Raw genomic sequence first — 15,833 nt, 5'->3', positions numbered from 1 at the left:
AGATGTTTAACACGTTGAATTCTATAGTCGTGAACTCTACGAGTTTCAGAATTACAACGAGGACAAGTATGAGGCTTCTTTTTCATTTCTAAATAAATTTCATAGCAAACATTATCAAGTACTTTTGTTATAATAACATCTTTAAAACCAAGTAAATTTTTGATACAATTATTAGTGTGCACTTGTAGGATGCCTCCTTTCAGGTAATATTTTTGTAGTTAATTTAATTTTACCAGGCATCTAAAACAGGTGCATATTTTTTTGTAAAAAAATATGCTGGGGCTACGCCCCAACATTTATTATAGAACCTTTAAATATATAAAAGCTCATAAATTTAAATTAAATATAATATAAAAATATTGCTAATGTTTAAACAAAGTATTGACAAATGTTATTAAAAGTGTATTATATAAAAAAATAAATTTTAATAAAAGTGTATCGAAACATTATAAAGGGGGAATTAAATTGAACAGCAATCAAAAAATATCAAAAATTGTAACACTATCAATGGCTATTGCATTAGTTACTGTGTGTACAATGGTTATTAGAATTCCAACAGTAAAAGGTTATACTAACTTTGGTGATATAATGATTTTTGTCATAGCAGCAATTTTAGGTAGAAAATATGGTTTAATTGCCGGTGGAATAGGATCAATGATGGCAGATTTGTTGGGAGGATACTTTATTTATGCTCCTGCAACTTTAATAATAAAAGGAATGGAAGGTCTTTTATTTGCAATAGTCTATGAAAAACTAAATCAAGAAACAGCAATATCTACTTTAATAGCAGGACTTGTTGCTGCTTTAGAGATGATGACTGGATATTTTATTTATAATTACTTTATGACTGGTTATGCAGCAGCAATAACTTCTTTAATTTCAGGAGATATAACACAAGGATTGGTAAGTGCGGTTGTAGCAGTACCAATTATATTAGCCATAAAAAAGACAAAGTTCAGATTAATAAATCAACAGTAAGAGGATGTTAAAACATCCTCTTTATTTGTATAAATTAGAAAAAATATGTTAATACTTTAAATAGCTATTAACATAGGAGGCGATGATATGTTTAATGAATCAAGAGAAACTAGGACTGTAAGGGATGGAGTATATCATTTATCATTGCAAATACCAGAAAAGGAATACTTTTTAGTATATGATAATGTTTCGGAAAACATAGCTTTAGAAATATTAAATCACTACCTTAAAATACATCAAGATGATGGAGAACCACAAAATATAAACATTAATTATAATAGAAATGCACATATGATAAATATAGAAGCAGATCTTAAATATATTGGAAATGCTAAAAAACATTAGAGGTAGAGTATGTTTAAAAGTATATTGATAAGGATTGTTATACCATATATTTTGGGCATACTATTTTTCTTAGAAGAATATAGATTAATTTTAGGTGCAACAGCTGTTGCACTATTTTTAGTTTATATGATTATTTATAAGAGAGATTTTCATATCTATATACTTTTTCTATTAGTAGGTGTATTTGTAGCTTTTATTTCCTTCTATTCTTTTAAAAATAAATTAAAAAGTATAGAAAACCAAAAAAAATATATAGGGGTTGTAACTAAGATTTCATTAGACAATAAAAGTTGCATAGTTAAGAACAAACATTATACATTGAAGTTATATTTTGATAATAACAAAAATTTATCTGTAGGAGATGAAATAATATTTACGGGAACAGTTATTACTGATATTAATTATAATAAGATATTTAGTAAAAACATAAATGCCTATTTAAAAGTAATAGAATTTAAAAAGATTGGAACTAAACGCGATTTTTTTATAAGTCTATATAGATTGAGTGATAATTTTAAAAGGAATTTAATTAAAATAGATAAAGAAGCAGGAGCTATAATAAATGGATTTTTATCAGGTGATACAGAGGGTTTAGAAGAATATACTAAAGATGTTTTGAGGGAATTAAACTTAAGTCATATAGTAGCTGTATCAGGAAGTCATCTTGGAATTTTAGCACTATTTACAGTGATACTTTTTTCATCCAATTTTAAGGTAAGATATTTTGCTCTATTGTTTTTTACTTATAGTTATGTTGTGTTAGCAAATTTTTCTCATTCTGCAGTTAGGGCCTTTATAATGATTTTATTTGTTACATTAGCTCAAACTTTAAAAAAATATCCGAATTCATTAAATATATTAGTTACGACTTTTATTATAATGACTACAACTAATGTTTACATCATTTATGATATCGGTTTTATATTATCGATAGTTTCTACCTTTGGTATAATTATTTTAACTCCGGTTTTAAAACAGAAAATGGATAAAAGGATAGCTATTAATCTATCAGCGTTTATATTTTCAATGCCAATTATATTATTCTTAAGTGGTTACGTATCTATATTTTCTGTTATAACTAATTTGTTTGTTTCATATTTAGTAGCCTTTATCACAATTTTTTCTTTGATAACATTTATAATATTTTCTTTGGTAAAGAGTCAGATGATTTTATATCCTGTCCTAATTTTAGGTAATTTGTTTATTAAGTTATTAAATATTTTAAAATGCATAAATATTAATCTATATATCCCAAATTATTCTTTATATATGCTTATTATTAGTTATATTATTATAATATTATTCTTTGATTTAATTAAAATAAATGATAAATTAAAAAAAGCAATATTAATTGTTTTATCAGCAGTTTTTCTATTTAATTTTTACCCAAAAAATAAGCTAATAATAAGCTTTATAGATGTAGGACAAGGTGATTCTATATTTATAGAAACACCTAATAAAAAGACAATATTGATAGATACTGGTGGGAACATAAATGGATATAATATGGCCCAAAATAGAGTTGTACCCTTTATTAAAAAGAAAGGATATAGAAGGATTGATGTTTTAATAATTACACATTTTCACAATGATCACGCTGGTGGATTGCAATATGTTATAAATAATCTGCAGGTACATTCAAAATTTGCATTTAAGCCGAATAATAAAGAATTTATAGAATTAAAAAATAGTGATAAATTAATAGTTGATGGTGTTGAACTCAATATAATAGCTAATGAATCAGAAACAAGTGAAAATGTTAATGAAAATTGTTTGGTTATAATAGGTAAATATAAAGAATTTGATTTTCTTCTTACAGCAGATGCAGAATTGTCATTAATGAAGAAAATTAGTGGAGAATTTGAAATTGTAAAAATGCCACATCACGGCTCAAGATATTCTTTTAATGAAGAAATACTTAAAAATATTAAAATACAAAACTCTATATTTACTGTTGGTAAGAATAATTTTAATCATCCAGCTAAAGAAGTTATTGATTTGTTAGAAGAGAATGATATAAAATATTACAGAACAGATAGAGATGGAACTATTCAAATAAGGACAGATGGTGAAAAATACAGTATACATAAATAGTAAAAAGGATGATGTATAATGGAGTTAAATAATTTTTCTGATTTTAAAAAGAATATAAAAAATATAAAATCATTAATTTTAGTTTATGGACAGGAAAAAACAATTATAAACAAGACAATAGAATTAGTTTATGATTTAATTACACAATTTAAAGAAATTAATGTATTGATTATGGATGGTGAAAATGTAAGCATTGAATCTATAATTAATGCTTGTGAAACTACACCATTTATGTCGGAAAAAAGACTTATACATATAAAAAATGCTAATTACATCTTTGAAAACAATGCACTTTCTAATGAACTTTCAAAATACTTAAATAATATACCTGATACAAATATTTTGCTTTTATCAAGTTATTCAAATGTTGATAAAAGTGGAAACTTATATAAGTTATTTAGGACAAATGGAATGGTTATAGAGTATAAAAAATTAAAGGGAGAAAACCTTCAAGAATACATTCAAAACTATTTAAATAAAGAAAACAAAACTATTACAAAGTCCAATTTATTATATTTGACATCAGAACTTACACTTTGTAATGAGAATATTGATTTAGAATTAAAAAAATTAGTAGATTATTTAGGAGATAAAAAAACTGTTGACAAAATAGATATAGATTTAATTTTATCAAAAAGCATTGAAAATAATATTTTTAGACTTTTAGATTATATTACAATAAAGGAACTGGATGATGCTGTAATGGTTTATAATCAGATGATTCTTCAAGGTGAAGAAGAACTTATGATTTTAAGTATGATATTTAGAAATTATAAAATAATGTATCTGTTAAAAATTTATGGTGAGAATTATAATGATGTAGTAAAAAAATATAATATAAGAGACTTTGCACTTAAAAATTATTTTAAATGGATTAAAAAATATGAATTAAGTGATTTGAAAAAAAATATAAAGAGATGCTATGAATATGATTTAAAAATAAAACAGGGAGAACTAAATGCTTCTATTGCTGTTGAAAATTTAATAATAGAATTGTGTGCATAATAAAAACACCCGTTAGGGTGTTTTTATTATGCAAGGGCTTTGTTTAGCTTAACAGTAAGTCTTGATTTCTTTCTTGATGCAGCATTTTTATGTATTACACCTTTTGCTGCAGCCTTATCAAGTGCTTTAACTGCTTGTGCATATAAAACCTTTGCTTCGTCGATATTGCCGCTGTTTAAAGCTATTTCAAATTTCTTTATAGCAGTTTTAACAGCTGACTTTACCATTTTGTTTCTTAGAGTTCTTCTTTCAGTAACTCTTATTCTTTTGATAGCTGATTTAATATTTGCCATTTTAATATCCCTCCTGAAAAATTTTAATAAGTGGGACATTACAGCAGTTTGGGGACACGGCGAACAGTTTGTTCGTAACGATAGTATTATATCATTATGAACTAAAATTAGCAAGTGAATTTAAAATAAAAATAAAAAAAATTTGGATGTATATACTAAATACTAAGGGAGGGATTATTGTGATAAACATTAGAACGGATTTAGCAGTTGAAGCAAGGGAAATGTATAAAAAGGATAATAACACAGAAGTTCCTGGTGTTGAAGTTGATGTGAAAAAACCATATGAGGATGTATCTGTAACAGTTGTTGAAATTAAAGATGAACGTGGTGCAAAAATAATGGGTAAAGAAATTGGAAGGTACGTGACAATAGAAGTGCCAGGAATAAAACATTATGATGCAGAGGCACATGATAAGATAAGTGAGGTTTTAGCTAAAGAATTAGAAAATATGATTGGAATTAAGGACGGGGATACAGTTTTAGTTGCAGGTTTAGGTAATTGGAATGTTACTCCAGATGCATTAGGACCTAAAGTGGTTTCTAAGCTTCTAATTACAAGACATTTAAAACAATTAATGCCTGAGCATATAGATGAGGGAATTAATCCAGTTTGTGCAATAGCACCCGGTGTTTTAGGCTTAACAGGTATAGAAACAGCGGAGATAATACAGGGTGTTATTTCAAAGGTTAAACCTAATTATGTTATTGCAATAGATGCATTAGCTTCAAGAAAAATGGAAAGAGTTGCTTCAACTATTCAAATAGGAAATACAGGAATAGGACCTGGTTCTGGAGTTGGAAACAAGAGGATGGCTTTAAATAAGGATACATTAGGGGTACCTGTAATTGCAATTGGTGTACCTACTGTTGTTGATGCAGCAACAATGGCCAATGATACAATAGATATGATTATAGATGAATTGATAAAACAAAGCAAGGATAATAAAGATTTCTATGACATTGTTAAAAAGGTTGATAAAAATGAAAAATATATTTTAATTAGGGAAATTCTAAGCCCATATATTAGTGATTTGATGGTAACGCCAAAGGAAATAGATGCATTAATAGATGATATGTCAAAAATAATTGCAAATTCTATTAATTTAGCACTTCATCCTTCATTAGATAAAGAAGATTTAAATAAATACCTTCAGTAATATTTTTGGATTAAAAATAATATATTTTTAAGAGGCTATTTACAAAGGGGATGAGGGAATGAAAAAAAGGTATGAAGAAATTATTTTAAATATTATCTACATTCTTATTCTTATTTGGCTTTTACTATCAATAGTTTCACCAATAATGATGGCTAAAAATTTATATTCGAGTAGTTTTTATATTAGTACTATTAGTAAATCTAACGGTATTATGGACTTTGTATATAGGAATATAGAGGATGAAGATAAAGTTAGTATATTACCATTAATATTAAAACATTTAGTTGGAGTAGATATAGAGGACCCTACAAGTTATTTTGAAAATCAAGTACCATTGATTGGGTATATAGACATTTCAAATTTGATAACCAATAATGATAATCCAGTAAATATAGTAGCGGATAATGACAAAAAAAACCAGAAGGAAAATGATATTGAAACAGATGAACCAAAAGAACCTACAAAAAAAGATGATGATTCTATACCAGTAGTTAAGCCAAACGATAAAGATGATGTTGAAAAGAAAAAAATTGATAGGGAGAAGCCTTTAGTTCTAATTTTTCATACTCATACTACAGAAAGTTTTAATCCTAACAATTTAAAAGATAGAAATTTTACAACTGATTATAATTTAAATATTGTTAAGGTTGGTGAAGAGCTTAAAAGGGAGTTAGAAGAAAAGTATGGTATTGCAGTAGTGCACGATATAACAATACACGACTTGCCAACAAGAGAAAAGGGTTATGAAAAATCCAGACCTACTGTTTCTTCTTATTTAAAAAAATATCCAAGTTTAAAAATAATTATTGATTTACATAGAGATGCTACTACTTCGGCAAGTAAAACAACAGTTATTATTAATGGTGAAAGATATGCAAGACTAATGTTTGTAGTTGGCGGTAAAAATAAAAATTACAAAGCTAATTATGAAAAAGCTGAAAAATTAAATACAATAATAAATAATATGTATCCAAATCTTAGTAGGGGAATCGTTAAGCAAAATGCGAAATATAATCAAGATTTATCTGATAAAATGATTTTACTTGAAGTAGGTTCTAACCTTAATTCATTAGATGAAGCCATTAGAACAAGTAAAATTATTGCAAAATCAATTGCGATCTATTTAAAATAGGAATGTCTTTGGACATTCCTATTTTAAATAAATTCAATGTTGACATATTTATAAAATATTGTGTTATAATCAATTATGACTATTTTTGTATAATTTTAAGGAGGTTAGGCTATGCCAAGTGATAGACAAAAGAAAATACGTAATTTCTGTATAATAGCTCACATAGATCATGGTAAATCAACTTTGGCAGATAGATTAATAGAAAAAACAGGTACATTAACTCAAAGAGAAATGGAAGAACAGGTATTAGATACAATGGAGCTTGAAAAAGAAAGAGGAATAACAATTAAAGCTCAGGCAGTTAGATTAATTCACAACGATGGCAATGATGAGTATATCCTAAATTTGATAGATACACCAGGTCACGTAGATTTTAATTATGAAGTATCAAGAAGTTTAGCAGCTTGTGAAGGCGCAATATTGGTCGTTGATGCAACACAGGGAATTCAAGCTCAAACACTTGCTAACTGTTATCTGGCCTTAGAACATGACTTAGAGATAGTTCCTGTAATAAATAAGATAGATTTACCAAGTGCAAGACCTGAAGAAATAAAAAAGGAAATAGAAGATGTGATTGGACTTGATTGTAGTGATGCACCTCTTATATCAGCAAAGGTTGGGCTTGGAATAGAGGATGTATTAAAGGCAATTGTTGAAAAAATTCCTTGTCCAAATGGTGATGAAGATGCACCTTTAAGGGCACTTATATTTGATAGTTATTATGACCCATATAAAGGCGTTGTATGTTATGTAAGGGTAAAGGAAGGAACTATAAAAAAAGGCACAAAAATAAAACTTATGATGTCAGGAAAGGAATATGAAGTTACAGAAGTAGGTATATTTAGACCAAGTTTTATGGAGGTTGATAAGCTACAAGCGGGTGATGTTGGTTACGTAACTGCAAGTATTAAAAATGTAAGAGATGCAAGAGTTGGAGATACTATAACAGAGGCAGAAAGACCAGCAACTGAACCATTGCCTGGTTATAGACCAGCGATTCCAATGGTTTATAGTGGTATTTATCCAGCCGATAGTTCAGATTACAATGATTTAAAGGATGCCTTAGAAAAACTACAGTTAAATGATGCGGCATTAACCTTTGAACCTGAAACATCTGTTGCATTAGGTTTTGGTTTTAGATGTGGCTTTTTAGGTTTACTTCATATGGAAATAATACAAGAGAGATTAGAGAGAGAATATAACTTGAATTTAGTAACTACAGCTCCAAGTGTTATTTATAAGATTATAAAGACTAATGGAGAAATTATAGAACTTACTAATCCAACAAATATGCCTCCTACAACGGAGATTAGTTATATGGAAGAGCCAATTGTTAATGCAAGTATAATATGCCCTTCAGATTATGTAGGGGCTGTAATGGAATTATGCCAAGAAAAAAGAGGAATATTCAAAAATATGGAATATTTAGAAACAACAAGAGTTATGCTTCATTATGAAATTCCTTTAAATGAAATAATTTATGATTTCTTTGACGCATTAAAGTCAAGAACAAAGGGATATGCATCACTTGATTATGAACTTGCAGGATATAAAAGGTCTGAACTTGTTAAACTTGATATTTTATTAAATGGAGATCCTGTAGATGCCTTGTCACAAATTGTTCCAAAGGAGAAGGCATATCAAAAGGGAAGAGCTATTGCTGAAAAGTTAAAGGAGATTATACCAAGACAACTGTTTGAAATACCAATTCAAGCAGCTATTGGTTCAAAAGTAATTGCAAGAGAAACCGTAAAAGCGTTAAGGAAAGATGTTTTAGCAAAGTGTTATGGTGGAGATATTTCACGTAAAAAGAAACTTCTTGAAAAACAAAAAGAAGGTAAGAAGAGAATGAAACAAATAGGAACTGTTGAAGTTCCACAAGAAGCATTTATGGCTGTATTGAAGGTGGAATAATGAAGGGATTGTATATTCATATACCATTTTGCAAAAGCAAATGTTATTATTGTGATTTTAATTCAATTGTGAATACAGAATATCAGGATGAGTATATTGAGGCTTTGATTAGGGAAATAAATTTATTAGAAGAAAAAAATTTTGATACAATTTTTATTGGTGGGGGTACTCCCACCATTTTATCTATCAAAAATTTAGAAAAACTATTAAGAACAGTCAAAGAGTTTACACCAAAGGAATTTACAATAGAAGCAAATCCAGGTACTCTAAATTTAGAGAAGCTTAATATGTTAAAAAAATATGGTGTAAATAGATTATCAATAGGTTTACAAAGTACAGATAATAAAGTATTGAAAAAATTAGGAAGAATTCATACCTATGAACAGTTTTTAATTAATTTTAAAGATGCAAAAAGTTTGGGTTTTAAAAATATAAATGTCGACTTGATGTTTAACTTACCGGATCAAAATGTAAATGAATTCATAGAGACATTGTTAAATGTAATAAAGTTAGAGCCACAGCATATTTCCTGTTATAGCTTAATAATAGAAGAAGATACAAGGTTTTATAATTTATATCAAAATGATGAACTAAATCTACTTGATGAAGAAGAGGAAAGATTGCTTTATCATACAATGATAAATTTGCTTAAAGAGAATGGGTATAACCAATATGAAATATCAAATTTTGCAAAAATAGGCTATGAATGCAGGCATAATATCATTTATTGGAGTGATGATGAGTATATTGGGGTGGGTGCAGGTGCACATTCATATATAAATGGTATTAGGTATAGTAATGTTAAAGATATAAAAAAATATATTTATAATATAAAAAACTATGGTAATGCAATAGAAGAAAAAAATATTTTAACTAAGGAAGAACATATGGCTGAATTTATGTTTTTAGGTTTAAGAATGAATTGCGGAATAAATATTAATAAGTTCAAAAGTAAATTTAATGAGGATGTTATGCAGGTCTATGGTAATGAGATATTAGACTTGATTGATAAGGGATTAATTGAGAAATATGGAGAAAATATAAGATTAACAGAGAAAGGACGAGATTTATCCAATTTAGTCTTTGTTTCCTTTTTAAAATGAAATTTTATTATAATAATGCATATATTGACAAAATATTTTAATAGTGATATTTTAAAATCGTAGTGATTAGCACTCGTGATTAATGAGTGCTGACAAGAAAAGGGGGTGGAATAATGGAACTAGGAGAGAGAAAAAGAAAAATATTAGAGGCTATTGTGACAGATTATATAGAAACTGCTGAACCAGTTGGATCAAGAACTATAGCTAAAAAATATTTGACTGATATAAGTCCAGCAACCATTAGAAATGAAATGGCGGACTTAGAAGATCTAGGACTATTAGAACAACCCCATACATCGGCTGGAAGAATTCCCTCTGACAGAGGATATAGGTACTATGTAGATCAAATAATGGAAATTAAATATCCATCCCCACAGGAAATAGAAAAAATTAAATATATGCTTCAAATTCAAACTATAAATGAATTAGATAAAATTATTAAAAGGACAACTAAATTAATATCTGATATCACAAAATATACATCTGCTGTACTGACTCCTTCTGTTAGAAAGAGTTCAATAAGGTCACTCCAGTTAATACGTGTAAGTGACTACGATATTGTTGCTGTTGTTGTTACAGATACAGGTATTATAAAAAATGTAGTGATAAAATCACCTAATGCAGTCGATGATTCTAAAATTTTAAAATTGAATAATCTATTAAATGAAAAATTATCAGGATTAACTATTAATGATATTGGACTTACAGTAATTTCTGATATACAAAGTCATATGAGGGAATATAGTGAGATATTTTCTGCTATCATATCTGTTGTATATGAAAGTTTAAAGGAAGATGATGCAGAAGTATATCTTGAGGGAACAACTAACATATTTGAATATCCTGAATATGATGATAAAGATAAAGCAAAAACATTTTTATCCTTTATAGAGGACAAAAAATTACTTACAAATGTTTTTGCTGAAGATACTAATAATTTTTGTGTTTATATAGGTTGTGAAAATGAAAATGATAAAATAAAAGATTGTAGTATTGTAAAGGCAACATATAATATTGCAGATAAAACTGCAGGTACAATTGGAATAATTGGTCCTAAAAGAATGGATTATGCAAGAGTTATTGGCATATTAAAATCAATTTCTAATGTTTTAAGTGAAGTTTTTGAAAAAACTCTATAGTAGAGGTGATAGTGTGACAGAGGAAATAAAAGTGAATGAAAATGAACTTGAAAAGGAAGAGAAGGAAGCAATAATTGAAAAAATAGAAGACTTAGAATCTGAAAAGGAAGTAAATAATGATATAAATGATGAAAACAAAGACGAGCTAATTGATATAAAAAATCAGCTTGATGAAAAGACTAAGGAGTGTAATGAGTATTTAGAACTTTTAAGAAGGACAAAGGCTGAATTTGATAATTACAGAAGAAGAACACAAAAAGAAAAAGAGACAATATATGAAGAAGGATTTGCTGATGCTATTAAAAACATATTACCAATTCTTGATAATTTAGAGAGAGCTGTTATTTCAACGGAAGAAAGAACACCACTTTATGAAGGTGTAGAAATGACATTGAAATTGTTTAAAGATACTTTAACAAAGTTAGGTATTGAGGAAATACCTGCTCTTAATGAAAAGTTCGATCCTAACTTTCATAATGCAGTAATGCATATAGAAGATGAAAACCTTGAGGAAAATGTAATTGTTGAGGTTTTCCAAAAAGGGTATAAATATAAAGAAAAAATATTAAGATACAGTATGGTTAAGGTCGCAAATTAATAAAGAGGAGGAGATAAAATGGGAAAGGTAATAGGAATTGACCTTGGTACTACAAACTCTTGTGTTGCCGTAATGGAAGGTGGAGAACCAGTTGTAATTCCAAATTCAGAAGGTTCAAGAACTACACCATCAGTAGTTGCATTTAAACCAAATGGAGAAAGAATTGTAGGTCAAGTTGCAAAAAGACAAGCAATAACAAACCCAGATAGAACAATTATATCAATTAAAAGACATATGGGAACAGATCACAAGGTGAAAATAGATGATAAGGAATATACTCCACAAGAAATTTCAGCAATGATTTTGATGAAGCTAAAGGCAGATGCTGAGGCTTATCTTGGAGAACCAGTTACACAAGCAGTTATTACTGTTCCAGCATATTTTAATGATAGTCAAAGACAAGCAACAAAGGATGCTGGAAGAATAGCAGGGCTTGAAGTATTAAGAATAATAAATGAACCAACAGCAGCATCTTTGGCTTATGGATTAGATAAGATGGATAAAAACCAAAAGATACTTGTATATGATTTAGGTGGAGGTACATTTGACGTTTCAATACTTGAAATAGGAGATGGAGTATTTGAAGTTAAAGCTACAAATGGTAATACACATCTTGGTGGAGATGACTTTGACCAAAGAATTATAGATTATCTTGTTGAAACATTTAGAGCTGAAAATGGTATAGATTTAAGAAGTGACAAGATGGCAATGCAAAGATTAAAAGAAGCAGCAGAAAAAGCAAAAATTGAGCTTTCAACATTATTATCAACTGAAATAAATCTACCATTTATTACAGCTGATGCAACTGGTCCAAAGCATTTAAATGTTACTTTAACAAGGGCTAAATTTGAAGAATTAACTCACGATTTAGTAGAAGCTACAATAGAACCTATGAAAAATGCATTAAGAGATGCTGGACTTTCAATAGATCAAATTGATAAAGTAGTTTTAGTAGGAGGTTCAACAAGAATACCAGCTGTTCAAGAAGCTGTTAGAAAGTTTACTGGAAAAGAACCAACTAAGGGAATAAATCCAGATGAATGTGTTGCAGTTGGTGCTGCAATTCAAGCTGGTGTTTTAACAGGGGAAGTAAAGGACGTTCTACTTCTTGATGTTACACCACTTTCATTAGGTATAGAGACATTAGGAGGCGTATTTACAACATTAATACCAAGAAATACAACAATACCAACAAGAAAGAGCCAAATATTCTCAACAGCTGCAGATGGTCAAACTTCAGTTGAAATTCATGTTCTTCAAGGCGAAAGGCCAATGGCAAAGGATAATAAGACACTTGGAAGATTTACACTATCTGGTATACCACCTGCACCAAGAGGAATTCCTCAAATTGAAGTAACATTTGATATTGATGCAAATGGTATTGTGCATGTATCTGCAAAGGACTTAGGAACAGGCAAAGAAGCAAACATTACTATTACTGCATCAACAAATTTAACAGAAGAAGAAATTCAAAAGGCTGTGAAAGAAGCAGAGAAATATGCTGAAGAGGATAAGAAGAGAAAAGAAGAGATAGAGATAAGAAATAATGCAGACTCTGTTGTATATCAAACAGAAAAGACATTAAAGGAATTAGAAGGTAAGCTCACTCAAGAAGAAAAAAATACAATAGAAGACCATATTAAGAAGGTTAAAGATGCACTAAATGGTACTGATACAAATGCAATTAAATCAGCTACTGATGAATTAACACAAAAGTTCTACCAAATATCTTCAAGAATATATCAACAATACGCACAACAAAATGAAACAGCAGGTACACAAAATGAAAATGAAGTCCATGCAGATTATGATGTAAAAGACGAGAAGTAATTTTCAACAAGGAGGGAGTATTCCCTCCTTATATAATGAAGGGTGGTGAATTGTTTGGCAAAGGACTATTATAAAATATTAGGTTTAGATAGAAATGCAACTGATGAAGAGATAAAAAGTGCTTTTAGAAAATTAGCCTTAAAATATCACCCAGATAGGAATCCTGGAAACAAAGAGGCAGAAGAAAAATTTAAAGAAATAAATGAGGCATATCAAGTATTATCAGATCCTCAAAAGAAGGCACAATATGATCAATTCGGCACAACTGATTTTAATGGTCAAGGTGGTTTTGGAGGATTTGATTTTTCAAATTTTGGAGGATTTGGAGGCTTCTCTGATATATTTGACGATTTAGGAGATATTTTCGGTGGTATGTTTGGACAAAGAAGAGAAAGGACTGGTCCAAAAAGAGGAGCTGATTTAGAATATAATTTAGAACTTACATTTGAAGAGGCAGTATTTGGTGTTAAAAAAGATATAGAGATATATAGAAATGAAGATTGTGATGTTTGCCATGGTACAGGTGCTAAACCTGGTACATCACCAAAAACTTGTGATAAGTGTCATGGTACAGGACAAGTAAAGGTTCAAAAAAATACTCCATTTGGAAGCTTTGTAAGTGTTACAACTTGTGACAAATGTCACGGTGAAGGTAAGGTGATTGATACGCCGTGTACAAATTGTGGAGGAAAAGGTAGAGTAAGAAAGAAAAAAATTATAAGTATAAATATACCAGCTGGTGTTGACAATGGTAATACTATTCCATTAAGAGGTCAAGGTGAGCCTGGAATAAGAGGTGGAATGCCAGGGGATTTATATATAAATATTAGAGTTAAACCACATCCAAAATTTGAGAGAAGAGGAACAGATATATTCTGTGAAGTTCCTGTATCCTTTATAAAGGCTATATTAGGAGGAGAAATCAAAATCCCTACACTTGATGGAGATGTTCAACACATTTTATCAGAAGGTACACAACCAGGTGAAATTATTAAATTAAAGGGAAAAGGTGTACCTAAGTTACGTGGTGCAGGTAGAGGAGATTTGTATGCTAAAATAAAGGTAGAAATACCAAAGAATATTAATTCAAAGCAGAGGGAATTGTTAAAAAAATTAGCTGAAGAATTTGGTGAGGATATAGATAAAAAGAAGACTTTCGCTGATAAAGTTAAGGATATGTTTAGTTAGGCATGTTTAATACATGCCTTTTTACATATAATAAAAATTAATAAAATACAATTGTTATAAAACATTATTATGATATAATAAAACGGTAAAATCAACTAAGGAGGAAGGATTATGAACGGAGAATGGATAGAAATTAAAGTTGTTACTAAAAGTGAAGCAGTAGAACCTGTATCAGGTATTTTTTATGGACTTGATGTTAAGGGGGTTGCAATTGAAGACCCTAATGATATAACTGAACGCCCTTCAGGACCATTCACTTGGGATTATGCTGATTATAATATATTTGAATATGGAAAGGATGCTGCTATTGTTAAAGCTTATTTTAGTAAAGAAGAACAAATAGAAGAAATATTGAATTTTATAGAGGAGAAATTAAAAGAGTTAAGAGATTTAGGAATTGATATAGGAATTGGTAAAGTTATAAGAAATAAGGTGCAAGAAGAGGATTGGGCAAATGAGTGGAAAAAGTATTATAAAACAACAAAAATAGGAAATTCGATTATTATAAAACCTAAATGGGAGGATTATAATCCAAAAGAAGGCGAAATAATTGTAGAATTAGATCCTGGAATGGCCTTTGGAACAGGAACTCATGAAACAACAATGATGTGCATTGAATTTTTAGAAAAGTATTGTAAAAAGGGAGATAGAGTATTTGACATAGGAACTGGGTCAGGAATACTATCCATTGTTGCTTCAAAATTAGGTGCCGATGAAGTAATAGGTGTTGACTTAGATGAGGTAGCAGTAGATGCTGCTAAGATTAATGTTGAATACAATAAAGTTAATAATGTAAAGATTCTTCACGGGAACTTAGTAGATGTTGTAGATGGAACAGCAGATATTGTTATAGCAAATATAATAGCTGATGTAGTAATATATTTAGCATCATTTGTAGGAAATTACATAAAGGATAATGGACTTTTTATATCATCAGGAATAATAAAAGATAAACAAGATGAAGTTGAAAAAGTTTTAATTCAAAATGGTTTTGAAATAATAGATAAAAACAATAAAGGAGAATGGGTTGCAATTGTAGCAAAAAAATAAGGAGGTT

The 15,833-nt window shown here is 29.0% G+C and carries 15 protein-coding genes; 13 read left to right on the top strand and 2 right to left on the bottom strand.

Annotated elements, in window-relative coordinates; translation table 11 throughout:
- Positions 1 to 182 (bottom strand): transposase family protein (locus tag BUB63_RS13765; protein WP_207647062.1); only part of this gene is annotated, 182 nt, incomplete at its 3' end.
- A 283-nt stretch (positions 183 to 465) separates the two neighbouring features.
- Here BUB63_RS13765 and BUB63_RS06235 point away from each other — a divergent pair.
- The 4 genes from BUB63_RS06235 to holA all read left to right on the top strand — a co-directional run bounded on the left by BUB63_RS06235 (position 466) and on the right by holA (position 4,422).
- A complete protein-coding gene (locus tag BUB63_RS06235; protein WP_073248497.1) occupies positions 466 to 978 on the top strand; it encodes an ECF transporter S component in 513 nt (170 codons plus the stop codon).
- A gap of 87 nt (positions 979 to 1,065) precedes the next feature.
- Positions 1,066 to 1,323, top strand: a complete 258-nt coding sequence (locus tag BUB63_RS06230) for a hypothetical protein (RefSeq protein ID WP_073248495.1) — start codon at positions 1,066 to 1,068, stop codon at positions 1,321 to 1,323.
- A 9-nt stretch (positions 1,324 to 1,332) separates the two neighbouring features.
- A complete protein-coding gene (locus BUB63_RS06225; RefSeq protein WP_073248493.1) occupies positions 1,333 to 3,417 on the top strand; it encodes a ComEC/Rec2 family competence protein in 2,085 nt (694 codons plus the stop codon).
- An 18-nt stretch (positions 3,418 to 3,435) separates the two neighbouring features.
- On the top strand, positions 3,436 to 4,422 hold the full coding sequence (holA, locus tag BUB63_RS06220) for a DNA polymerase III subunit delta (protein ID WP_073248491.1): 987 nt from the start codon (positions 3,436 to 3,438) through the stop codon (positions 4,420 to 4,422).
- 26 nt (positions 4,423 to 4,448) lie between these two features.
- Here the strand turns inward: holA and rpsT are convergent, their stop codons facing one another.
- Entirely contained in the window at positions 4,449 to 4,715 is a 267-nt protein-coding gene (gene rpsT / locus BUB63_RS06215; protein ID WP_027308563.1) for a 30S ribosomal protein S20, read from the bottom strand.
- 179 nt (positions 4,716 to 4,894) lie between these two features.
- On the opposite strand from rpsT, the gene gpr reads away from it, so the two are divergent.
- The 9 genes from gpr (at position 4,895) to prmA (ending at position 15,826) form a co-directional block, all read left to right on the top strand.
- Positions 4,895 to 5,872: a GPR endopeptidase gene (gene gpr, locus BUB63_RS06210; RefSeq protein WP_027308564.1), complete on the top strand. Its 978-nt coding sequence runs from the start codon at positions 4,895 to 4,897 to the stop codon at positions 5,870 to 5,872.
- Between the two features lie 58 nt (positions 5,873 to 5,930).
- On the top strand, positions 5,931 to 7,004 hold the full coding sequence (gene spoIIP, locus BUB63_RS06205) for a stage II sporulation protein P (protein ID WP_073248489.1): 1,074 nt from the start codon (positions 5,931 to 5,933) through the stop codon (positions 7,002 to 7,004).
- A gap of 111 nt (positions 7,005 to 7,115) precedes the next feature.
- Entirely contained in the window at positions 7,116 to 8,918 is a 1,803-nt protein-coding gene (lepA, locus tag BUB63_RS06200; RefSeq protein WP_073248487.1) for a translation elongation factor 4, read from the top strand.
- A complete protein-coding gene (gene hemW / locus BUB63_RS06195) occupies positions 8,918 to 10,021 on the top strand; it encodes a radical SAM family heme chaperone HemW (protein ID WP_073248485.1) in 1,104 nt (367 codons plus the stop codon). The genes lepA and hemW overlap by 1 nt, the downstream gene beginning before the upstream one ends.
- A 113-nt stretch (positions 10,022 to 10,134) precedes the next feature.
- Positions 10,135 to 11,160, top strand: a complete 1,026-nt coding sequence (gene hrcA / locus BUB63_RS06190; protein ID WP_027308567.1) for a heat-inducible transcriptional repressor HrcA — start codon at positions 10,135 to 10,137, stop codon at positions 11,158 to 11,160.
- 13 nt (positions 11,161 to 11,173) lie between these two features.
- The gene (grpE, locus tag BUB63_RS06185) at positions 11,174 to 11,758 is read left to right on the top strand and encodes a nucleotide exchange factor GrpE (protein ID WP_242947349.1); all 585 of its coding nucleotides are present in this window, start codon (positions 11,174 to 11,176) and stop codon (positions 11,756 to 11,758) included.
- 18 nt (positions 11,759 to 11,776) lie between these two features.
- Positions 11,777 to 13,588: a molecular chaperone DnaK gene (dnaK, locus tag BUB63_RS06180; protein ID WP_073248481.1), complete on the top strand. Its 1,812-nt coding sequence runs from the start codon at positions 11,777 to 11,779 to the stop codon at positions 13,586 to 13,588.
- Between the two features lie 54 nt (positions 13,589 to 13,642).
- Positions 13,643 to 14,776, top strand: coding sequence for a molecular chaperone DnaJ (gene dnaJ / locus BUB63_RS06175; RefSeq protein WP_027308570.1), 1,134 nt, complete (start codon positions 13,643 to 13,645; stop codon positions 14,774 to 14,776).
- 111 nt (positions 14,777 to 14,887) lie between these two features.
- A complete protein-coding gene (gene prmA / locus BUB63_RS06170) occupies positions 14,888 to 15,826 on the top strand; it encodes a 50S ribosomal protein L11 methyltransferase (protein ID WP_073248479.1) in 939 nt (312 codons plus the stop codon).
- The last annotated feature ends 7 nt before the right edge of the window (positions 15,827 to 15,833 follow it).

Source organism: Caloramator proteoclasticus DSM 10124 (assembly GCF_900129265.1).
Classification (GTDB): domain Bacteria; phylum Bacillota; class Clostridia; order Clostridiales; family Caloramatoraceae; genus Thermobrachium; species Thermobrachium proteoclasticum.
The sequence above is the reverse complement of the archived record's forward strand: the minus strand, read 5'-3'. Positions and strand labels throughout refer to the sequence as shown.

Coding starts and splice junctions, on each gene's coding strand:
- BUB63_RS06230 (WP_073248495.1), top strand. CDS start 1,066: ATGTTTAATGAATCAAGAGAAACTAGGACTGTAAGGGATGGAGTATAT.
- BUB63_RS06225 (WP_073248493.1), top strand. CDS start 1,333: ATGTTTAAAAGTATATTGATAAGGATTGTTATACCATATATTTTGGGC.
- holA (WP_073248491.1), top strand. CDS start 3,436: ATGGAGTTAAATAATTTTTCTGATTTTAAAAAGAATATAAAAAATATA.
- rpsT (WP_027308563.1), bottom strand. CDS start 4,715: ATGGCAAATATTAAATCAGCTATCAAAAGAATAAGAGTTACTGAAAGA.
- spoIIP (WP_073248489.1), top strand. CDS start 5,931: ATGAAAAAAAGGTATGAAGAAATTATTTTAAATATTATCTACATTCTT.
- lepA (WP_073248487.1), top strand. CDS start 7,116: ATGCCAAGTGATAGACAAAAGAAAATACGTAATTTCTGTATAATAGCT.
- hemW (WP_073248485.1), top strand. CDS start 8,918: ATGAAGGGATTGTATATTCATATACCATTTTGCAAAAGCAAATGTTAT.
- hrcA (WP_027308567.1), top strand. CDS start 10,135: ATGGAACTAGGAGAGAGAAAAAGAAAAATATTAGAGGCTATTGTGACA.
- dnaK (WP_073248481.1), top strand. CDS start 11,777: ATGGGAAAGGTAATAGGAATTGACCTTGGTACTACAAACTCTTGTGTT.
- prmA (WP_073248479.1), top strand. CDS start 14,888: ATGAACGGAGAATGGATAGAAATTAAAGTTGTTACTAAAAGTGAAGCA.